The organism is Mesorhizobium sp. M1004 (genome assembly GCF_040318795.1).
Classification (GTDB): Bacteria; Pseudomonadota; Alphaproteobacteria; order Rhizobiales; family Rhizobiaceae; genus Mesorhizobium.
Window position 1 is genome coordinate 21730 of the sequence record NZ_JAMYNB010000008.1, and the last position, 20433, is coordinate 42162.

General features: G+C 62.6%; 21 protein-coding genes and 1 pseudogene. 13 read left to right on the forward strand and 9 right to left on the reverse strand.

The annotated features are described in order from the left end of the window. Positions 1 to 8: 8 nt before the first annotated feature. Positions 9 to 939 (reverse strand): annotated as a pseudogene (locus NKH54_RS17525) (glutaminase). 11 nt (positions 940 to 950) lie between these two features. Further along, positions 951 to 2099, reverse strand: a complete 1149-nt coding sequence (locus NKH54_RS17530; protein ID WP_353028613.1) for a pyridoxal phosphate-dependent aminotransferase — start codon at positions 2097 to 2099, stop codon at positions 951 to 953. A 144-nt stretch (positions 2100 to 2243) separates the two neighbouring features. Between NKH54_RS17530 and NKH54_RS17535 the strand changes: the two genes are divergently transcribed. The 6 genes from NKH54_RS17535 to aat all read left to right on the forward strand — a co-directional run bounded on the left by NKH54_RS17535 (position 2244) and on the right by aat (position 7593). Next, positions 2244 to 3656: a M48 family metalloprotease gene (locus NKH54_RS17535; protein WP_353028614.1), complete on the forward strand. Its 1413-nt coding sequence runs from the start codon at positions 2244 to 2246 to the stop codon at positions 3654 to 3656. Between the two features lie 58 nt (positions 3657 to 3714). After that, complete coding sequence (locus NKH54_RS17540; protein ID WP_353028615.1) at positions 3715 to 4518, forward strand: DsbA family protein; 804 nt, start codon at positions 3715 to 3717, stop codon at positions 4516 to 4518. A gap of 150 nt (positions 4519 to 4668) precedes the next feature. Continuing rightward, positions 4669 to 5103 carry a type II 3-dehydroquinate dehydratase gene (aroQ, locus tag NKH54_RS17545; protein WP_023667485.1) on the forward strand — a complete coding sequence of 145 codons (435 nt, stop codon included), beginning with the start codon at positions 4669 to 4671 and terminating at the stop codon, positions 5101 to 5103. A 26-nt stretch (positions 5104 to 5129) separates the two neighbouring features. Then, on the forward strand, positions 5130 to 5594 hold the full coding sequence (accB, locus tag NKH54_RS17550; RefSeq protein WP_023681496.1) for an acetyl-CoA carboxylase biotin carboxyl carrier protein: 465 nt from the start codon (positions 5130 to 5132) through the stop codon (positions 5592 to 5594). Between the two features lie 10 nt (positions 5595 to 5604). Next, a complete protein-coding gene (accC, locus tag NKH54_RS17555) occupies positions 5605 to 6948 on the forward strand; it encodes an acetyl-CoA carboxylase biotin carboxylase subunit (RefSeq protein ID WP_353028616.1) in 1344 nt (447 codons plus the stop codon). A 27-nt stretch (positions 6949 to 6975) separates the two neighbouring features. Then, the gene (gene aat / locus NKH54_RS17560; protein ID WP_023710574.1) at positions 6976 to 7593 is read left to right on the forward strand and encodes a leucyl/phenylalanyl-tRNA--protein transferase; all 618 of its coding nucleotides are present in this window, start codon (positions 6976 to 6978) and stop codon (positions 7591 to 7593) included. Between the two features lie 42 nt (positions 7594 to 7635). On the opposite strand, the gene NKH54_RS17565 is transcribed toward aat, so the two are convergent. The 3 genes from NKH54_RS17565 to NKH54_RS17575 all read right to left on the reverse strand — a co-directional run bounded on the left by NKH54_RS17565 (position 7636) and on the right by NKH54_RS17575 (position 9160). Continuing rightward, positions 7636 to 8019: a hypothetical protein gene (locus tag NKH54_RS17565; protein WP_023667489.1), complete on the reverse strand. Its 384-nt coding sequence runs from the start codon at positions 8017 to 8019 to the stop codon at positions 7636 to 7638. Positions 8020 to 8094: 75 nt separating this feature from the next. Then, positions 8095 to 8646: a DUF2155 domain-containing protein gene (locus NKH54_RS17570; RefSeq protein WP_023667490.1), complete on the reverse strand. Its 552-nt coding sequence runs from the start codon at positions 8644 to 8646 to the stop codon at positions 8095 to 8097. A gap of 115 nt (positions 8647 to 8761) precedes the next feature. After that, positions 8762 to 9160 carry an NADH:ubiquinone oxidoreductase subunit NDUFA12 gene (locus NKH54_RS17575; RefSeq protein ID WP_352811347.1) on the reverse strand — a complete coding sequence of 133 codons (399 nt, stop codon included), beginning with the start codon at positions 9158 to 9160 and terminating at the stop codon, positions 8762 to 8764. Positions 9161 to 9481: 321 nt separating this feature from the next. Here NKH54_RS17575 and panB point away from each other — a divergent pair, with 321 nt between their 5' ends. The 4 genes from panB (at position 9482) to NKH54_RS17595 (ending at position 14148) form a co-directional block, all read left to right on the forward strand. Continuing rightward, complete coding sequence (gene panB, locus NKH54_RS17580; protein ID WP_353028617.1) at positions 9482 to 10312, forward strand: 3-methyl-2-oxobutanoate hydroxymethyltransferase; 831 nt, start codon at positions 9482 to 9484, stop codon at positions 10310 to 10312. Between the two features lie 11 nt (positions 10313 to 10323). Continuing rightward, positions 10324 to 11181: a pantoate--beta-alanine ligase gene (gene panC, locus NKH54_RS17585; RefSeq protein WP_353028726.1), complete on the forward strand. Its 858-nt coding sequence runs from the start codon at positions 10324 to 10326 to the stop codon at positions 11179 to 11181. A gap of 223 nt (positions 11182 to 11404) precedes the next feature. Continuing rightward, positions 11405 to 12565 carry a helix-turn-helix transcriptional regulator gene (locus NKH54_RS17590; protein WP_353028618.1) on the forward strand — a complete coding sequence of 387 codons (1161 nt, stop codon included), beginning with the start codon at positions 11405 to 11407 and terminating at the stop codon, positions 12563 to 12565. Positions 12566 to 12747: 182 nt separating this feature from the next. After that, positions 12748 to 14148 (forward strand): ArnT family glycosyltransferase, encoded by a 1401-nt coding sequence (locus NKH54_RS17595; protein WP_353028619.1) that lies wholly within the window; start codon positions 12748 to 12750, stop codon positions 14146 to 14148. A 16-nt stretch (positions 14149 to 14164) separates the two neighbouring features. Here NKH54_RS17595 and NKH54_RS17600 read toward each other — a convergent pair whose 3' ends face one another. The 4 genes from NKH54_RS17600 to NKH54_RS17615 form a co-directional block, all read right to left on the reverse strand. Then, a complete protein-coding gene (locus NKH54_RS17600) occupies positions 14165 to 14653 on the reverse strand; it encodes a GNAT family N-acetyltransferase (protein ID WP_023828638.1) in 489 nt (162 codons plus the stop codon). Between the two features lie 4 nt (positions 14654 to 14657). Then, complete coding sequence (gene gatB / locus NKH54_RS17605; RefSeq protein WP_023681506.1) at positions 14658 to 16157, reverse strand: Asp-tRNA(Asn)/Glu-tRNA(Gln) amidotransferase subunit GatB; 1500 nt, start codon at positions 16155 to 16157, stop codon at positions 14658 to 14660. Between the two features lie 202 nt (positions 16158 to 16359). Beyond that, the gene (locus NKH54_RS17610; protein WP_023667498.1) at positions 16360 to 16791 is read right to left on the reverse strand and encodes a CBS domain-containing protein; all 432 of its coding nucleotides are present in this window, start codon (positions 16789 to 16791) and stop codon (positions 16360 to 16362) included. Positions 16792 to 16940: 149 nt separating this feature from the next. Further along, the gene (locus NKH54_RS17615; RefSeq protein ID WP_353028620.1) at positions 16941 to 17708 is read right to left on the reverse strand and encodes a rhomboid family intramembrane serine protease; all 768 of its coding nucleotides are present in this window, start codon (positions 17706 to 17708) and stop codon (positions 16941 to 16943) included. A gap of 404 nt (positions 17709 to 18112) precedes the next feature. Here NKH54_RS17615 and NKH54_RS17620 point away from each other — a divergent pair, with 404 nt between their 5' ends. The 3 genes from NKH54_RS17620 (at position 18113) to NKH54_RS17630 (ending at position 20387) form a co-directional block, all read left to right on the forward strand. Beyond that, the gene (locus NKH54_RS17620) at positions 18113 to 18748 is read left to right on the forward strand and encodes a PAS domain-containing protein (protein ID WP_023828641.1); all 636 of its coding nucleotides are present in this window, start codon (positions 18113 to 18115) and stop codon (positions 18746 to 18748) included. A 124-nt stretch (positions 18749 to 18872) separates the two neighbouring features. After that, complete coding sequence (locus NKH54_RS17625; protein WP_023667501.1) at positions 18873 to 19490, forward strand: PilZ domain-containing protein; 618 nt, start codon at positions 18873 to 18875, stop codon at positions 19488 to 19490. Between the two features lie 288 nt (positions 19491 to 19778). Further along, the gene (locus NKH54_RS17630) at positions 19779 to 20387 is read left to right on the forward strand and encodes a transglutaminase-like cysteine peptidase (RefSeq protein WP_353028621.1); all 609 of its coding nucleotides are present in this window, start codon (positions 19779 to 19781) and stop codon (positions 20385 to 20387) included. The last annotated feature ends 46 nt before the right edge of the window (positions 20388 to 20433 follow it).

Sequence of the window (20433 nt, forward strand, 5' to 3'; positions counted from 1 at the left end):
GGAAGGCGTCAGGGGGCGAAAATCGACCAGTTCATCATCCTGGCCAGTTTTTCCAAGGCGATCGACCCCAGCTTGGAATTGCCGTTGGCGTTCAAGCCCGGCGACCATACGGCGAGCGAAGCAACACCCGGCACGATCCCCAATATGCCACCGCCGACGCCGCTTTTGCCGGGAATGCCGACACGGAAGGCGAAATCGCCGGAACCGTCATAGTGGCCGCAGGTCAGCATCATGGCGCCGATGCGCCGCGCCCGCTCGGCAGACACCACGGAGTGCCCGGTTGCCGGGTTTCTGCCGCCATTGGCGAGGAAGCGGCCGGCCAGCGCCAATTGCCGGCAGCTCATGGCGATCGCGCAATGGTGGAAGTACACGCCCAGCGACAGCTCGGGTGCATGGTTGAGATTGCCGAAGGATTTCATGTAGTTGGCAAGCGCGAAGTTGCGATAGCCGGTGGCGCGTTCGGAAGCCGCGACCTCGCGGTCGATGATGATGGTTTCGTCATCGGCAAGGAACTGGATGAAGCGCAGGATTTCGCCGATCGCCTCGCGCGGCTGGTGGCCGGCAAGCAGTATGTCGGAGACGACGATGGCGCCGGCATTGATGAACGGATTGCGCGGAATGCCGTTCTCATGCTCGAGTTGCACGATCGAGTTGAACGGATTGCCCGACGGCTCGCGTCCGACACGCTGCCACAGCGCGTCGCCGACATTGCCGAGCGCCAACGTAAGCGTAAACACCTTGGAGATGGACTGGATCGAAAACGCCTGGTCGGCGTCGCCGGCGATCTAGCACGCGGCCGTCATTGGTTACGGCGGCAATGCCGAATTTGTTCGGATCGACCTTGCCGAGCTGCGGAATGTAGGTGGCGACCTCACCGCGATCGGTGCGCTCGGCCATCTCGCCGGCGACATCGGCCAGCGCTTGTTCAAGATCCGGCATGCTCGTCCCCGCTATTTCAGCCAGCGCTCGATGCGCGCCATCGCCTCGACCATGTCGTCATGGCTGCCGGCATAGGAAAAGCGCATCGTGCGGTGGCCCTGAAGTGGATCGAAATCGCGGCCGGGCGTCGCCGCCACATGCGCCTCGGCCAGCATCTTGCGCGCAAAGGCCATGCTGTCATTGGTATGCCGGGTAACATCGCAGAAAGCGTAGAAGGCGCCGTCCATCGGCGCCGCCAAGGGAAATCCGAGTTCCGGCAGGCACCGCATCAACAGCTCGCGGTTCCAGGCGTAGCGCGCCTTTACCGCTTCCAGCTCTTGCGTCGCCTTGAAGGCTTCGATCGCCGCGATCTGCGACAGTTCCGGCGGCGAGATGTAGAGGCTCTGGGCGATGCGCTCGATCGGCCTCACCAGAGCTTCCGGCAGCACCATCCAGCCAATGCGCCAGCCGGTCATGCAATAATATTTCGAGAAGGAATTGATCACCGTCACGCCTGAGCCATGGGCCAGCGCAGTGGTGTCGGGCGCGGCATAGGCCAGCCGATGATAGATTTCGTCCGATATCACCGCGATGCCGAGTTCTTCGGCTGTCCTCACCAGTGCGGACAACTCGTCGACGGGAATGACCGCACCTGTCGGATTGGCCGGGCTGGCGAACAACACGCCCTTCAGCGGTTTTTCCTGGTGCGCCGATTTCAAATGCTCGGCGTGCAGGTAGGCGTCCGTGCCGAGCTCGATCTCGACGATCTCGATGCCGAGCGCGGCCATGATGTTGCGGTAGGCCGGATAGCCGGGTGCTGCGATGGCGACGCGGTCGCCGGGATCGAACATCGCCAGGAATGCCAGATTGAAGGCGGCCGACGATCCCGTGGTCACGGCGATCCGGTTCGGCGCGACATCGATCCCGTAATGGTCGCCATAATGCGTGGCGATCGCCTTGCGCAGATCCGCCAGACCGAGCGTGTCGGTATAGCCGATGCGTCCGATCCTCAGCGCATTTGCGGCTGCTTCCCTCACGCCCACGGGCGCCGGATCGGATGGCTGGCCGACGGCCATGGAGACGACAGGCACGCCCGTCGCCTTCAGCCGGTTGGCTTCGGCCAGAATGTCCATGGCGTGAAACGGCTCGACTTCACCGCGGCGCGACAGCGAAACTACCAATTGACCTCCGTCCGGCCCGCCGCTCGAAGCCATGAACCGGCGGCAGCGCCGCACAAATGCCCGATTGATGTGAGGATCACAAGTTCGCCTAGTTTCGGTGCCGTGACTTTTCATCGTTCGCCCGCTCGTTTACCAGTGTACCTCATGCTGAGCCGACCCAAATCGACGATGTCCAAATCTTCCATCGGGAAGACAGCGCGCGGCTTCGCGACGCTTTTGCTTGCGGCCGCCATCGCTGTCACCGTCTCGGTGACGGCCTTCGCCCAGGCGGTGCCGGTCGTGCGCGATGCCGAGATCGAGGCGCTGGTGCGCGACTATGCGCGGCCGATCTTCAAGGCGGCCGGTCTTGCCAATGACGGTGTCGATATCGTTCTGGTCAACGATCAGAGCTTCAACGCCTTCGTTACCGGGCGCCGGCTGTTCATCAACACCGGCGCGCTGATGCAGGCCGAAACGCCCAACGAGATCATCGGCGTCATCGCCCATGAGGCCGGCCACATCGCAGGCGGCCATCAGCAGAAATTGCGCGACCAGCTCGAGCGCGCCAAGACCATGGCCATCATCGCCACGCTGCTTGGCGCCGGCGCCATCGTTGCCGGCGCCACCACCAACAGCCGCGGCCTTGCCGGCGCCGGCATGGGTGTCGCCGCGGGCGGCGGCGAGATGGCGCAGCGCAGCATTCTTGCCTACCAGCGCACCGAAGAGTCGACCGCCGACCGCTCTGCCATCACCTATCTCAATGCCACCGGCCAGTCCGGCATGGGCATGCTGAAGACCTTCGCCCGCTTCCAGAGCGCGCTGTCGCTTTCCGGCACGCAGGTCGATCCCTACCGCATCAGCCACCCGATGCCGCAGGAGCGCATCGCCAATCTCGAAGTGCTGGTCAAGCAGAGCCCTAACGTCGACAAGGTCGATCCGCCGGCACTGCAGCAGCGGCACGACATGATGCGCATCAAGATCGCCGCCTATATGGGCGGCCAGGCCGCGGCCACGCGGCTGATCCGCAAGGCCCCGGGCAGCCTCGCCTCGCGCTATGGCGAAGCGCAGATGGCCTATCTCTACGGCAATCTGGGTGCGGCGCTGACCAAGGCCAATGCACTGATCAAGGAACAGCCGAAGAACCCCTACTTCCAGGAAATGCGCGGCGACATACTGATGAAGGCCAACAAGCCCAAGGACGCCGCGGACGCCTATGCCAAGGCGGTCAGCCTCGATCCGGTGAGGTCGGGCCTGTTGCCCGTTTCTCTCGGCCAGGCGCTGATGGCCATCGGCACGCCCGATTCGCTGAAGAAGGCGGTGGTGCAGATCAACAACGGCCTCGGGCGCGACAAGGAAAACACGGTCGGATACCGCTATCTCGCCCAGGCCTATGGCGAGCTTGGCAACATTCCGGCGGCGGAACTCGCCACCGCCGAGGGCCATTTCTATTCCGGCGATTACAAGAATGCGAAAATTTTCGCCATGCGCGCGCAAAAGGACTTGAAGCGTGGCGAACCCGGCTGGATTCGGGCGCAGGACATCATAAACTACAACCCTTCAGGCAAACTCAAGAAATGAACCTTCCGGTCGCCCGCGGCGACTAGGATAGACCGGAACCGGTAAAGAGGATGAGACGATGAACAAGGCAATATTGCTCGGCACGACGGGAGTGGCGGCTGCTCTTGCCATGCTCGCTTTCGGGTTCGTCGCCGGCAGTCCGCAGGTGGCCAAGGCCGGCGCGGCGCAGACCGTGCAAACCGCCTCTGCCGACACCAAGATCGATCGCACTGAGGTCGAGGGCATTATCCGCGACTATCTCCTGAAGAACCCCGAAGTGCTGCTCGAAGTGCAGGAGGCGCTCGAGGCCAAGCAGAAGGAAGAGCAGCGCATAGCCAGCCTCGGCGTCATCGAGAAGGCCAAGTCCGAGATTTTCAACTCGACCTTCGACGGCGTCGTCGGCAATCCGAAGGGCAAGGTCACCATCGTCGAATTCTACGACTACAATTGCGGCTTCTGCAAACGCGCCATCGACGACATGCAGGCTCTGACAAAGGCCGATCCGGAGCTGCGCTTCGTGCTCAAGGAATTCCCGATCCTCGGGCCGGATTCGCAAAAGGCCAGCGTCGTCTCGATGGCTTTCCACCTGATGCATCCGGAGAAATACGGCGAGTTCCACAACGCCCTGCTCGGCGGCCAGGGCCGCGCCACCGAGGCGGCGGCCATCAAGGTTGCGCTGTCGCTAGGCGCCGATGAGGCGAAATTGCGCGAGAAGATGAAGGATCCGACCATCACCGAGGCTTTCTCCAAGACCTTCGACCTCGCCAACAAGCTGGCCATCACCGGAACGCCTTCCTACGTGGTCGGCAATGAGGTGGTGTTCGGGGCGCTCGGCCAGGAAGTGCTGGCTGAAAAGATCGAGGCGGCGAAAGCCGCGCTCTGATCTTGCACGCGAGCCTATTTCTCACGGGCACATTTCCGCCTGTTGTGGACAGTGAAAGATGGCACTTGTGCTCTTTCCGCGGGCGGCTATGCCCATTATAGAAGGCCCTGCGCGCCGGCTTGAGGCCGGCGTCGGAAAAGGTCGGCATTTTTGAAAACGATTTTCGTCCTGAACGGCCCCAACCTGAACGCGCTCGGCAAGCGCGAGCCGGGCATCTATGGCGGCAAGACGCTTGCCGCGATCGCCGACGACTGCAAGCAGGCGGGCGCCGCGCTTGGCCTCGAGATTGATTTTCGCCAGTCGAACCATGAGGGCGACCTCGTCGACTGGATCCAGGAAGCCGGCGACAAGGCAGCCGGCATCGTCATCAATCCGGGTGCCTACAGCCACACCTCGATTGCCATTCACGACGCCATCCGCGCTGTCGCGCCGCTGCCGGTCGCCGAAGTTCACCTCTCCAACATCCACGCGCGGGAACCATTCCGCCACGTCTCCATGGTCGCGCCGGTCGCTGTCGGCATGATCTGCGGGTTCGGGCCGCTTGGCTACTCGCTGGCGCTGCAGGCGCTGGCGGCACGCTTATGACCGGCCCACAAACAGAAGGCTCGAAAATGTCGATAAAGAAGACCGGTGTTGACCAGCAACTGATCCGCGATCTCGCGGGCATACTGAACGACACCAATCTCACCGAGATCGAAGTCGAGCTCGGCGACCTGAAGGTGCGCGTGTCGCGCCAGGCGCCGGCCGTCCACGCCATCGCCGCCCCGCAGGCCGGTTATGCTCCGGCAGCGCAGCAGCCCGCGGCGGGCGCGGCTGCCGCACCAGCAGTGGCCGACCCGTCCAAGAACGCGGTCCCCTCGCCGATGGTCGGCACCGCCTATCTCGCGCCCTCGCCCGACGCCAAGGCCTTCATCGAAGTCGGCCAGAAGGTCAAGGAAGGCCAGACGCTGCTGATCATCGAGGCGATGAAGACGATGAACCAGATCCCTTCGCCGCGCGCCGGCACGGTGACGGCGATCCTGTTCGAGGACGGCCAGCCGGTCGAGTACGGCATGCCGCTCGTCGTGATCGAGTAGAGCGGGCCGGATGTTCCAGAAGATCCTCATCGCCAACCGCGGCGAAATCGCGCTTCGGGTGCTGCGCGCCTGCAAGGAACTCGGCATCCAGACCGTGGTCGTGCATTCGACCGCCGACGCTGACGCCATGCATGTCAGGCTCGCCGACGAAAGCGTGTGCATCGGTCCGCCGCCGTCGCGCGACAGCTATCTCAACATCCACCAGATCGTCGCAGCCTGCGAGATCACAGGCGCCGATGCCGTGCATCCGGGCTATGGCTTCCTGTCGGAAAACGCCAAGTTCGCCGACATTCTCGCCGCCCACAACATCACCTTCATCGGCCCGTCGGGCGACCACATCCGCATCATGGGCGACAAGATCGAGGCCAAGCGCACCGCAAAGCGGCTCGGCATTCCGGTTGTGCCGGGCTCCGACGGCGCCGTCACCGATCAAAAGGAAGCCAGGCGCATTGCCGCCGAGATCGGCTACCCCGTGATCATCAAGGCATCGGCAGGCGGTGGCGGGCGCGGTATGAAGGTCGCCCTTACCGAGGCTGACCTTGAGATCGCCTTGCATACAGCGAGCACGGAAGCGGGAGCCGCCTTCGGCGACGATGCCGTCTACATCGAGAAATACTTGGAAAAGCCGCGCCACATCGAGGTGCAGGTATTCGGCGACGGCGCCGGCCGCGGCGTGCATTTCGGCGAGCGCGACTGTTCGCTGCAACGCCGCCACCAGAAAGTCTGGGAAGAGGCGCCCTCGCCGGCCCTCAACGCCGAGGAGCGCGCCCGCATCGGCAATATCTGTGCCAAGGCCATCGCCGACCTCGGCTACTCCGGCGCAGGCACCATCGAATTCCTGTACGAGAATGGCGAGTTCTACTTCATCGAGATGAACACGCGGCTGCAGGTCGAGCATCCGGTGACGGAGGCGATCACCGGCATCGATCTCGTCCACGAACAGATCCGCGTTGCCTCCGGCGGCGGGCTTTCGGTGCGCCAGGAGGACATCAAGTTCAACGGCCACGCCATAGAATGCCGCATCAATGCCGAGGACCCGCGCACCTTCACGCCTTCGCCCGGCACGATTACGCATTTCCACACGCCTGGCGGTCTGGGCATCCGCGTCGATTCCGGTGTCTATTCCGGCTACAAAATCCCGCCCTATTATGACAGCCTGATCGGCAAGCTGATCGTGCACGGCCGCAACCGCGTCGAATGCATGATGCGGCTGCGCCGGGCGCTCGACGAGTTCGTCGTCGATGGCATCAAGACGACGCTGCCGCTGTTTCGCGACCTGGTCGGCAATGCCGATATCGCCAATGGCGACTACGACATCCACTGGCTGGAAAAGTATCTGGCCAAAGAGGAATAGCGCCCGACTTGCCGCTATGATGCCGCGATGACCCGTCCTTACGCTCCCGGCTATCGCATTCCGACCGACCTGTTGCTCAAGGCCTATGCCTCGGGCGTCTTCCCGATGGCCGAGAGCGCTTCCGACCCGGAAGTGTTCTGGGTGCGGCCGGAGACGCGCGGCATCATACCGCTCGATGGCTTCCACACGCCGAAGAGCTTGCGGAAGACAATTCGCAAGCACCCGTTCGACATCCGCTTCGATTTCGATTTCGAGGCGACGATCGACGGCTGCGCCGAAAAGCGCGAGGAGCGCCGCTCGACCTGGATCAACGCGCCGATCCGCGAAGCCTATATCGAGCTGCACCGTCTGGGGCACTGCCATTCGGTCGAGGCATGGCGCGAGGAACGGCTGGTCGGCGGCCTCTATGGCGTCTCGCTCGGTCGCGTGTTCTTCGGCGAAAGCATGTTCGCCCGGGAAACCGACGCGTCCAAGACCTGCCTGTATCATCTGGTCGAGCGGCTGAAGGCGCGCGGCTTTGCCCTGCTCGACACGCAATTCACCACTGAGCATCTCAAACGCTTCGGCGCGGTCGACGTGCCGCGCGTCAAATACGAGAAGATGTTGGCCGAGGCGCTGAAGGGCGAAGCCGTTTTTTATCCCTGATCGGAGACCGAGCGGCCGAGCCGGCTCGACCGGTGAAAGGGGTCAGCCCTTCGCGGTTTCCATCGGCGTCTGCGAATGGAACATCATCTTCCAGCCGTTGACACGGTGGACATAGCCAGTGCTGACCAGCGCCGCGTAGGGCTCGCCGTTTTCCCGTGTCGCATGAGCCTCATAGGTCAGCATGATAATGTCGCTGCCGGGCTCGATGATACCCTTGAGGTCAATCTGAAGGTCGCGCCAGCGGTTGGGCTTGGTCGCGGTCTTGGCCAGATCGGCATTGTCCATTGCCTGTGCCATCTCAGGAAATGCCACCAGGCATTCTGTGTCGACATTGGCGGCGTAGTAAGCTTCGTCGCCCGTCCAGAACCCCTTTTCGAGTTCGAGCAGGTCGTCTTTGCTGGCCGTGATCCGTTTGCTGTCCGACATCAGAATATCCTCCAAGCGCGCAAATGCGCGGTCGTCCATGGCCCAACGCATGGTGGCCATGACGGTTCCGGAGGATCAGTTGGTGTTGGTCGCGTCAGGCTCCGTGGGGTCCGGCTGTTCGGCGGCCGGAGCAGCGGCGGGCTTTGGCTTGGACGTGTCGACCTTGGGCGTCTCGGCATTGGCCGCGTCGGGCGGCGGCACATCCGACTTCTGCTTGCAGCCCTTTAGCCAGACGTCATAGACGGCGTGCTCGACGGCGTTTAGGCCGGGGCTCTCGGCGAACATCCAGCCGGTGAAGATGCGGCGGATCTTGCGGTCGAGCGTGATTTCGTCGACTTCGACGAAGGAATCGGTCTTCGGCTCTTCATTCTCCGGCCGCGAATAGCAGATGCGCGGCGTCACCTGCAAAGCGCCGAACTGCACGGTTTCGTCGATGTAGACATCGAAGGTGATGATACGGCCGGTGATCTTGTCGATGCCGGCAAATTCGGCGACCGGATTGGTGATGCGATCGGAGATTGCGGGTGCTGCCGCAGGCGCCTGCGCCGCGGCAAACGCTGTCGGGAACATGGCGATAGCGCCAATTGCCGCCAGTCCGGCCATCGATGTCAGGCTGAAAATGTTCATGCGGAGATACCGGTGGTTTGGGCCCGGGTGATTCTGTCACGCCCAAGGCTATTCGCCGTTGTCATATCAGCAAGCAGCTAAACGCCAATTGTGGCGACAAAGGACCGGCCGGCGGTCAAGAACCAGGCGTCCACGCATCGTAGTCGCCCGTCACCTGCGGACGGTGCTGATTGGTGAGCACGGAACCCTTCGGGCGATAAGCCGCCGGTGTTCCCGTGAGGTTCGGCTCATGCGCCTTTTCCCATTCGCGCGGCCGATAGTCGTCGCTTGGCGGCGCCACATCGACGCGGTGATGCATCCAGCCGTGCCAGCCCGGAGGGATCGCCGACGCCTCCGAATAATTGGCGTAGATGACCCAGCGGCGGGTGCGGCCTTCCGAATCGACGCCGCCTTCGTAGTAGACGTTGCCGGCAGCGTCCTGGCCGACCTTGTTGCCGTGGCGCCAGGTGTGGAAACGGGTTCCCAGCGTCTGGCGGTTCCACCAGGTGAAAAACTGCAGAAGGAAAGTTTTCATTCAGATCCTCGCGGGGCGCACGGCGGTGCCTGCTTCCTGCTTATGGCGTCAGGACTCCGCGAAGGCAAGGGTTTTGCGGCGCCTGCGGCACTGACGGCATGCCGAAACGCTCGGTCATTGGCCGATCCATTTCGCACCTGCGAACCGACGCTTGCCAAGCCGGCTGCGTCTTCCTGAAGCTCTCATCGCCCGGCGCTGCCGCATGACCCCGAAAATCGAAATCGATTTTCGGGGTCATGCGCAACCAAAGTGATACAGCCTCCTTTGCGCGTCCACGGGACGCGCGGCGCTGTAGTCAACGCCGGCTGCGGGAGGTGAGGAATGGCCTTAGCTGTCGCCAGGATCAGTGCGGAGATAATACGCGCCCGCAAGGGCGGCGTGCCGGTCGTATGCCTTACCGCTTACACCTATCCCGTCGCCCGCCTGCTCGACGATCATGTCGACCTTCTCCTGGTCGGCGACAGCGTTGCCATGGTGCTGCATGGCCACAAGACCACGCTTGGCGCGTCACTGGAAATGATGATCGTCCATGGCCAGGCCGTGATGCGCGGCTCGGCAAAGGCCTGCGTGGTGGTCGACATGCCGGCCGGCAGCTACGAGACTTCGGCCGCGCAAGCCCTTGCCTCGGCGCGCCGCATCTCTGAGGAAACCGGCTGCCAGGCGGTGAAGCTGGAAGGCGGCGTCGAAGTCGCCCTCCAGATCGCGGCAATCGTCGCGGCCGGCATTCCTGTGATGGGCCATATCGGCTTGCAGCCGCAATCGGTGGAAAAGGACGGTGGCTACAAGATCAAGGGCCGCACCCCGGAGAATGTGGCCGCGCTCATGCGCGACGCCGACGCGGTCGCAAAGGCCGGCGCGTTTTCGCTGGTCATCGAAGGCACGGTCGAGGCCGTTGCCACCGACCTCACCCGGCGGATTGCCATTCCCACCATCGGCATCGGCGCCAGCCGCGATTGCGACGGCCAGATCCTGGTCATCGACGACATGGTCGGCCTGACGGTCGACCGGGTGCCGAAATTCGTCAAGGAATACGCCGATTTGCGCAGCGTGGTCGCCAATGCCGCCGCGCGCTACGCGGCGGAGGTGCGCAGCCGCACCTTCCCCGGGCCGGGCCACGTCTTTTCAGCCGCGAGCGACAAGGACAAGGCATGAACCGGCCCCCCATCAGCCAGCCGCTCGTCGTCGACACCGTGCCCGGCCTTCGCGCGCAGATCCGCGAATGGCGGCGCGAAGGCCTGAGCGTCGCCATGGTGCCGACCATGGGCGCTTTGCATGACGGCCATATCTCGCTGGTCGGGGCCGCGCTCGCAACGGCCGATCGCTGCGTCGTCTCCATCTTCGTCAACCCGGCCCAGTTCGCCCCCACTGAAGATCTCGACAAGTATCCGCGGCAGCTGGCCCGCGATCTCGACCGGCTGACCGAGGCCGGCGCACAGCTTGCCTTCACGCCTACGGTTTCCGAAATGTACCCGTCAGGCTTTGCCACAAAAATTTCGGTGGGCGGCCCGTCTTCTGGCCTGGAATCGGATTTCAGGCCGACCTTCTTCGAGGGCGTCGCCACGGTCGTGGCCAAGCTCTTTCTGCAAGCCCTGCCCGACTACGCCATCTTCGGCGAAAAAGACTACCAGCAGCTTTGCGTCGTCCGAAAGCTCTGCCGCGATCTCGACCTTCCGGTGAACATCGTCGGCGCGCCTACCGTGCGCGATGCGCACGGCCTCGCAATGTCGTCGCGCAACGCCTATCTCGACGCCGCCGAACTCGACGTCGCGCGACAGCTCAATGTCATCTTGCGCCAGACGGCGGCAGCGCTCGCGGCCGGTGCCGATGAAAACGGCGTGACCGGTAAAGCCACTGCCGCGCTTCTCGAGGCAGGCTTCGACAGCGTCGACTATGTCGCCGCGCGCGAGAGCCTGACGCTCACCTCGTGGCGGCGTGACGGCGATGGCCGCCTGCTTGCCGCGGCGTGGCTTGGCAGAACCAGGTTGATCGACAATGTGGAAGTTTCCTCATTTATTCCCTGAAAAATTCCAATTCGGTTCACTTTGATTTGTATCGCAGCCCGGCCCGAGCGCTCTTAGACAACGGCTCATTAGGCACGTTCTGGCAGCCCGTAAGCGCTCACAATACACCGAACGCCGCTGTGAGACGTTTCACAGACGTAACCAGGCCGACTATGTTGTGTGCGACCTAAGGCGGAGACAGTGTGTGACCTGCCACTATGCTGCAATCCTTACGAGGCTCTACGTGTCTGTCCAGGCCAACATATTCGGTCGCGCCCTGCCGCAGATCGTCGAAGCGATTTACGATTCGATTGCCGATGTCGGCCGTTGGCCATCGACGCTTGAATCAATCTGCAAATTGGCGCTCGGCCGGCTTGCCATGCTGGCGGTCGTCGATACGGCGAGAAACTCGGCCCGGTTTTCGACTTCCTGCGGCGATCCGGTCCTGCTTGAGCCGCTGCAGCGCGACTACGCCTGCGAGGTGCCCTTCTTCAAGGCGGTGCCGAAGATGGAAATCGACATGCCGTTCACCGTCGATAGCGTCTACGCCCTGCAAGGCCCTGACGCCCGCCAGAACTGGCTCGAAAGCCGCATCGTGCGCGAGTGGGTGGAACCCAACCGTCTCGACGATTTCTTCTGGGTGGCGCTGATGAAGCAGCCGGCGCGCACCGGCACGCTGATGGTGGTTACCGACAAGGACAGGCCCCAGATTTCAGCCAGGGATATCGACCTGATGTCCAGGCTCGCCCCCCATGTCCGGCGTGCGGTGACCATCGGCGACCTGTTCGAGGCCGAGCGGCGCAAGGCCGACATCTTTCGCTCGATCCTTGAGAGCCTCGACCATCCAGTGCTGATCGTCGCCGACGATATGCAGATCATTTTCGCCAATCCGGCAGCCGAAGCCCTGCTCACCGAAACCGCCTCAGTGTCCTCGGTGCGCGGCCAGCTGTCCTTCGCTTATGCCAACGCCAACACCGCCATCGGCCGCGCCGTCCAGCTCGGCACGCGCGACGAATTCGCGCTCGGACCGTCCGGCATCAACATTCCGCTGGTGAAGGCCATGTCTCCGGCGGTGGCGCATGTCATGCCTCTGGCGCGACGCGACATTTCGGCCCGCATATCGCCGCGCGCCGCCGCGGCCATCTTCATTGCCGCCGCCGGCGCCGCCTCAGTGCCGGCGCTGGAAGCGATCGCTGCGCTGTTCGGACTGACCGCAGCGGAAAAGCGTGTCGCCGGCCATGTCGCCGCCGGGCTGACACGGCGTGAAATCGCGGCTGCCAGCGGCGTCTCGGACGGCACCGTCAAATCACAGCTGGCGACGATCTTCGACAAGACCGCCACCGGCGATCAGCGAGAGCTGGAACTCCTGATGCGCGAATTGACGCCGCCGCTGCGCTCGGCCTGAAGCCATACTCGGAGCCAATCGTCAAATTTTTCAACTATTTGCCGGTACGCAGGCGTAATCCACAATACCAAGCCGGCATCGTTGCAATTCGGCCAAAATCATGGTGCGGTTCTGCTCCGGTCCGGAGACGGTGCATCGTGCACGACCGGACGTGGAAACCATTTCCTGGGCGGTCCCCGAACTTGATACCGACACGAATTGAACGGCTGCTGCCTTACCTCTTCCTGCTGGCCCTGCTTTGCATCGCGCTCGCTTTCCGTCCGCTACTGCCGGTCGATGAGACGCGCTATCTCAGCGTCGCCTGGGAGATGTATCTCGGTGGACATGTCTTCGTACCGACGATGAACTTTGCGCCCTATCTGCAGAAGCCGCCGCTGTTGTTCTGGCTCATCGATCTCTCTTGGAACATCTTCGGTGTGAGCCGCGCGGCGGCGATGCTCGTCATCTTCGCCGCCTCGTCGCTGGTCATCTGGCTGACGACGCTTCTGGCCAAAACCCTGTTTCCCGAGCGCCCGGACATCGCCAGTCGCATCCCCTGGCTGGTGGCCGGCAGCACCGTCTTTGTCATCTATTCGACCCTGATCCTGTTCGACATGCTTTTGACGGCCTGCGTGGTCGCCGCACTGCTGTCGTTGCTGGGCTTCGCCAGGACCGGCAACCGGTGGCAGGCGGTGCTGGCGGGTCTGTTCATCGGGCTCGGCGTGCTGGCCAAAGGCCCGGTCGTGCTCATTCACATCGGCGCGCCCGTCCTACTCTATCCCCTCTGGCGTGACCGGCGAGCCGGCCTTGCCCCTTTGCAGTTCTTTGCCGGAGCCGGCCTGGCAATTCTCGCCGCCCTTGTCCCGGTCGCCATATGGCTGGCGCCCGCGACCATCCTGACCAAGGGCAGTTTCGTCTACGACCTCGTCTGGAACCAGTCGGCGGGTCGGGTTACCGGAAGCCTGCACAATTCGCATAGCCGGCCGTTTTACTTTTACCTGATGCTGTTGCCGCTCATGTTCGTGCCCTGGGCCTTTATCCCCCCGGTGTGGCGGCTGAGGCCGGTTGCCCGGATACGCAGCCTGATCGACACCAAATCCCCGGATCTGCGTGCCCTGCGCCTGCTGTCGTTCTCGTTCATTGCGGTGCTGCTGGTCTTCAGCGCCATATCCGGCAAGCAGCCGCACTATGTCGTGCCGGCACTACCCTTCGCGACCATTCTGCTGGGCTACTTCATGGCTGAGATTTCAGTCGCCAGGCTGAGGGCGACGGCCTTTGTCATGCTTGCCCTTTTCGCCATCGGCCACGCCGCCGCCTCGGCGACCGTGTTCAAACGCTACGATCTCACGCCGCTGGCGAGCTTCATCGACGAACGAAAGGACGCCGACTGGGCCGTCGCTTACGACTATCAGGGCGAGGTCGGTTTCCTTGGGCGAATAGAGAAGCCATTCGAGAACGCCGACAAGCCTGAGGAATGGCTCAAGTCTCATCCCGGCGGCTACGTCATCGAAAAGCAATCGAAAGATCCGGGCACATCCGAACAGATCGCCTTCCGGCAGCCGGTGGAACGCGGCTATCTGGTCGTCCTGAAAGGACAGCACTGAACGTTTCGTCGGACGCCTATCCCAGCGGTTTCTCGAAGATCAGCGCCGGCAACCCCGAACCGCCGCCGCAATCGGCGGTGCTGCCGGCCGGCAAAAATCCCTTCGAACGGTAGAAGGCGATGGCCGGCACGTTGGCCTGTTCCACCTCGACCCGCAAAGTGTTTGCCTCGGGAAAGCTGGCTTCGACCTCGTCCAGCAAGGCCTGGCCGATGCCTTGCCGCTGGCAGGCCGGCAGTACATAGAGCTGGTTCAGCAACACGATCTTCGCATCCGCCGTTGCGGCGGCAAAAGCCATGCCGCCGATACGCTTGCCGTCATCGGCGACCAGGAATTCCGAGTTCGGCCTTGTCAGCCGCGCCTTGAGCGAGGCGATCGAATGCCAGTCGTCGGTAATTTCGATCACCCGCTGGGCGCCATAGATCGCGTCGTAGGTTGCGTGCCAGGTTTCGACCAGCAGCGCGCGGACGGCGGCAAGGTCACGTTCGCTGGCGGTGCGGACGAACATTGTTCTATTCGATACCGAGCTTGGCCTTGACCAGATCGTTGACCGCCTGCGGGTTGGCCTTGCCGCCGGTGGCTTTCATCACCTGGCCGACGAACCAGCCGGCCATGGTCGGCTTGGCGCGAGCCTGCTCGACCTTGTCGGGGTTGGCGGCTATGACTTCGTCGACCGCCTTCTCGATGGCGCCGGTGTCCGTGACCTGCTTCATGCCGCGGCTTTCGACCAGCTGGCGCGGATCGCCGCCCTCGTTCCAAACGATCTCGAACAGATCCTTGGCGATCTTGCCGGAGATGGTGCCTTCCTTGATCAGGTCGATCACGGCACCGAGCTGCTCCGGTGTTACAGGAGCATTTTCAATGTCCTTGCCGGCCTTGTTAAGCTGGCCGAGCAGGTCATTGATGACCCAGTTGGCGGCAAGCTTGCCGTCGCGGCCCGAGGCCACCTGCTCGAAATAGTCGGCGATCGGCTTTTCCGACACCAGGATCGAGGCGTCGTAGGTCGACAGGCCAAGTGAGGAGATCAGGCGCGCCTTCTTGTCGTCGGGCAGTTCCGGCAACTCCTTGGCCAGCGCGTCGACATAGGCCTGGTCGAATTCCAGCGGCAAAAGGTCGGGATCGGGGAAGTAGCGGTAGTCATGCGCCTCTTCCTTGCTGCGCATCGAGCGCGTCTCGCCTTTGACGGCGTCGAACAGCCTGGTTTCCTGGTCGATCTTGCCGCCATCCTCGAGGATGGCGATCTGGCGGCGCGCCTCGAACTCGATGGCCTGGCCGATGAAGCGGATCGAGTTGACGTTCTTGATCTCACAGCGCGTACCGAATTCGCCGCCGGGCCTGCGAACGGAGACGTTGACGTCGGCGCGCATCGAACCTTCGTCCATGTTGCCGTCGCAAGTGCCGAGATAGCGCACGATGGTGCGCAGCTTGGTGACATACGCCTTGGCCTCGTCGGCGGAGCGCATGTCGGGCTTGGAGACAATCTCCATCAGCGCCACGCCGGAGCGGTTGAGATCGACATAGGACATGGTGGGATGCTGATCGTGCATCGACTTGCCGGCGTCCTGCTCCAGGTGCAGGCGCTCGATGCCGATCTCGATGTCCTCGAACTCGCCCTGCCGGTCGGGACCGACCGAAATGACGATCGTGCCTTCGCCGACGATCGGCTGCTTGAACTGCGATATCTGGTAACCCTGCGGCAGGTCGGGATAGAAATAGTTTTTCCGGTCGAACACCGACTTGTGGTTGATCTGCGCCTTCAATCCGAGGCCGGTGCGGATCGCCTGCTTGACGCATTCCTCATTGATGACCGGCAGCATGCCGGGCATGGCCGCGTCGACGAGGCTGACATTGGCGTTGGGCGCCGCGCCGAAAGTCGTCGACGCCCCGGAAAACAGCTTTGCTTCCGAGGTCACCTGCGCATGAACCTCGAGGCCGATGATGATCTCCCAATCGCCGGTAGCGCCGGGAATAAAACGTTTGGCATCGGGCGTGCGGGTATCGATAAGGGTCATGGTGGCCTGCGCTTTTGGCTCGCGAAAACTGCGATTTTCGCGAATTTGGGTATCGGTCTTCGCTAGTGCAAACCGCTTCGCGAGACAAGCGCCCAAAGCAGCGCAGAGCAGCGGGCTGGTCTTTTCAGCCCCTTTCGGCCGCTCGGCAACCGATAGAATGAACGCCGCCGGCCGGTATTCGGTCGGCGGTTTCTTCGTCAGGTCAGGCCGTTGCGATATAGGCCCTGATTTCGTCGGCCTCGCGCTCGACATCCTCGATGCGGCGCTTGACCACGTCGCCGATCGACACGATGCCGTCGAGCAGCCCATCCTTTTCCACCGGCAGATGGCGGAAACGGCCTTTGGTCATGATCTCCATCACCTCGTTGACCGTGTGGTTCTCGTTGCAGATCTTCACTTTCGGCGTCATCGCCGAGCGTACCGTTATATCAAGTGCGGCAGCGCCTTCCCTGGCGACGACCCGCACGATGTCACGCTCGGAAAGGATGCCGACGATCTTGCGATCGCCATTGGTGATGACCAGTGCACCGATCTTGTGGTCGGCCAGGATTCGAATGGCTTCGCTGAGCTTTACATTCGGCCCGAGCGTGAACACGTCATGGCCTTTTCTCTCGAGAATTGCCTTAACCGTCATGGCGTCCTCCTCCTCCTGCTTGGCTAGCCAGCTCCCGCCCTGACCGGCTTCACATAAGAGTGAACATCGTGCGCCGTGATCGGTTGCTTTTCAAGTGTGCCAGTGGGGTGTGCCAGTGGGGTGTGCCAGTGGGCTGCCAATAGAGTGCGCTAGTCGGGGGTGCGCTGGTCGTCGGGGATCTCCCATTCAGGCGCCCGCCAGCGCCGGTCGAACCAGCGCAACCCGAAGAAGCCTGCGACGAGGCCGCCAATGTGCGCTTCCCAGGCGATCTGGCCGGGCTCTCCGAGCCCGAGACCGTAAAGGCCGGTGGCGAGATTGATGACCATCCAGGCGCCGAGAAAATTGACGACGCCGCGCATGCGCAAAACGATTGCGATCGGCAGCACGGGACCGGCAAAGGCCGCCCTGCCGGAGGAGCGGTCGGTACGGAACCCGAAGCGAGCCGCCGCACCCATCATGCCCGATATCGCCCCGGAAGCGCCGACCAGCGGTGCTTCGCCGTATGGATGGACCGCCCAGAACAGCACCACCGCGGCCAGCCCGGTGGCGGCGAAAAACAAGGCGAACCAGAACCAGCCGAGACGGTTGGCCAGCGGCGACCCGAAGGCGGCCAGCGCAACCATGTTGATGGCAATGTGGGCAACGCCGCCATGCATGAAGGCATAGGTGAAAGGACGGGTGAAGAGGAACCAGTCGAAACCGTATTGGCCGGTATAGAGGAACGGAATGAAGGCGCCGTCGGTGAGCAATGTTATCTGCTGCTCTTCGGTCAGCACATATTGCTGCAGCAGGAAGATGGCAACGCAGATGCCGATCACCGCCAGCACCACCGGTGGCAGGTTGAACACCGGCTCGCGGCGCGGCGGCGGCGCCTCCGCGGTCTGTTCGGTCTCCAAGGGGCCGGCCGGTTCGCTCATATGCTCTGATCCAGGGATTTGCGTGTCGTCGCGAGCATCTAGGCCATGCCCGGACAAATCACAAACTACGAATCACAACCGCGAATCACCAGGGGCGCGAATCAAAAAGAAGCCGTCCAAGGTTTCCCTTGAACGGCTGGTCGAGCCCCCTGCTCCCCTAAAACTATTGACCGAAGTGCTGTTGGTCGTCGCGAAACGACCGCTTCTGGAGTGGTTTTGGTGTGCCATGGCGAGCCTGTGCGCGCAACGTAAACCGTTTGTTAACCTTAACGTCCCCGACCCGTGAACAAGTCTTAACGACGCTGGCACGCATCCTGCTCCGGAACGCATGTAGGTCATCGGAGGGCGCCCTTTCTGTTCACCGATGGGACCATCAGACGGCAGAATGCGCGGAGTTTCATAGCATGAACCAGAACGGATCAATCGCGCTGTTCCATTATTGGAATCGCCTGCGTGGTGGACGTCCTGCCCCAAAGCGTTCGGAGGTCGAACCGGCCGACATCAAGGCGCTTTTGGCCGACACCTTCATCCTGGAAAGGGATACGCGCGGCGAAGCGGTGTTCCGGCTTGCCGGCACCAGGCTTTGCGCCGGCTACGGCCGCGAGCTCAAGGGGTTTTCGTTCCCCTCGCTATGGCGTGAGAAGGACCAGCGGCTGGTGTCGCGCCTTATTCACGGCGTTTTCGAGCAGAAATCCGTGGTGTCGATCACTTATGAGGGATTCAGCCGCAACGGCCGTTCCAACCACTTCGAACTGCTTGCGCTGCCGCTCGATGGCGGCGTCGAGAACCCGCGCTGCCTCGGCGTCATCAGCGCCGTGGAAAAGCCGTTCTGGCTGGGCGCCGACCCGATCACCGACGCGCTGATCGACGCCATCCGGGTCATCGATCCCGACAAGGAACCGATGTTCCTGAAAAACCGGCCGGAAATATCCGTTCCGTCGTTGGCTCCCGAACTCGAAGCGCCGGAGACCATCTCGGCGCTCGGTCGGTCGCGCCGTATCCGCCACCTCGTCGTGTTCGACGGCGGGCGCGAGCAATAGTCTCCAAGCCGGCGCTAATCTTAACTATCGGCGACCCACTTTTCTCCTTTGTTAACCTGCTTGGCTGTAGTTTTGGCCGAGATTCCACGCACGACGCGGGAATGCCAACGGGGTGTAGGCAGTCATGAGGTCAGCGGCGGTCGAATACGCACCGTCCCGCGCCGAAAGGCGTAACTTTCAGCGCGTCCGGGTCAAGATCTACGGGCGCTTCATGCTGGAGGACCGCACCGAACACCCTTGCCAGGTCGTCGATATGTCACCGGGCAATGTCGCGTTGCGCACCGAGCGCGTCGGCATGCCGGGCGAAAAAATCATTGCCTATATCGATCATATCGGCCGCATCGAGGGCGTGGTGACGCGCACTTCGCAGGACGGCTTTGCCATGACCGTCATTGCCTCGGATCGCAAGAAGGACAAACTGGCCGCGCAGTTGACCTGGCTCGCCAACAAGCATGAACTCGACCTGCCGGAAGACCGCCGCCACGAACGCGTGGCGCCGCGCAACCCGACAAGCGTGCTGCAGCTCACCGATGGGCGCCAGTATCAGTGCCGCATCATCGACCTGTCGCTGTCGGGCGCGGCGGTCGAGATCGACGTCAAGCCGGCGCTCGGCATCCAGGTCATGCTGGGCACCATGCGTGGCCAGGTGGTGCGTCATTTCGAGGATGGCGTTGCCATCGAATTCGCCGTCATCCAACGCCCGGAAACGCTCGATTCCGAGTTCAACGCCCCGCGCGCCTGAACGATCGGCAACAGGCAGCAAAAACGAACCGGCCCTGCGCGGCCGGTTTTTTGTTGCCGGCGTTCCGCCTGCCTCTCCAGCTTGTAGCGGCACGCAGCAAATCCACGGCTCCACCCGGAAATCCGCGCCCCGACACCGCGGGTTTACGCCGAGACCTGAACGATTTTATATTAAAATAGGTCAAATTTTACGCGTATTCTATTGAGCTTTTACTCAATGTCTACTTCGGGTTTTTGCGTCAAATAAATCCAACGCTGTCATTGTCTCCTCAAACGGGGAGACTGACGAATGGCAAAGACGTGGGGCAAGCTGTTGCTCTTCGCAATGGCGATGCAGCTTTCCGCTTGGGGAACGGCGCAAGCAGCAGGACCGGCCTACATGCACACTGGCGGCCGCACGACACAGCCGGTCGGTCACTACGAATTCTGCCAGAAGCTGCCGCAGGAGTGCGCTCAGCGCACGCCGAAGCAGGCACCGGTCGAACTGACCCGCAAGCTGTGGGCGGCGATCGTCGACGTCAACAATTCGGTCAACACCCGGATCGTGCCGCGCACCGATATGGAAATGTGGGGTAAGGAAGAGGTCTGGTCCTATCCCGACAGCGGCTTCGGCGACTGCGAGGACTATGCGCTGGAGAAGCGCCGCGAATTGATGGCGCTCGGCGTTCCCGCCGGCAATCTCTTGATGACCGTGGCGCGCCAACAAAATGGCGACGGCCACGCGGTGCTGACCGTGCGCACCAGCCTCGGCGAGTTCATCCTCGACAATCTGGACTCCAAGGTCCTGTCCTGGACCGACACCGACTACACCTACCTGAAGCGCCAGTCCGACCAGAATTCCGGCGTGTGGGTGACGATCAATGACGGTCGCGCCGACGCGGTTGCCAGCGTCCGCTAGGACGCCATCACAGAGGTCAAGCACATCGAATAATGCGACGTGCCTA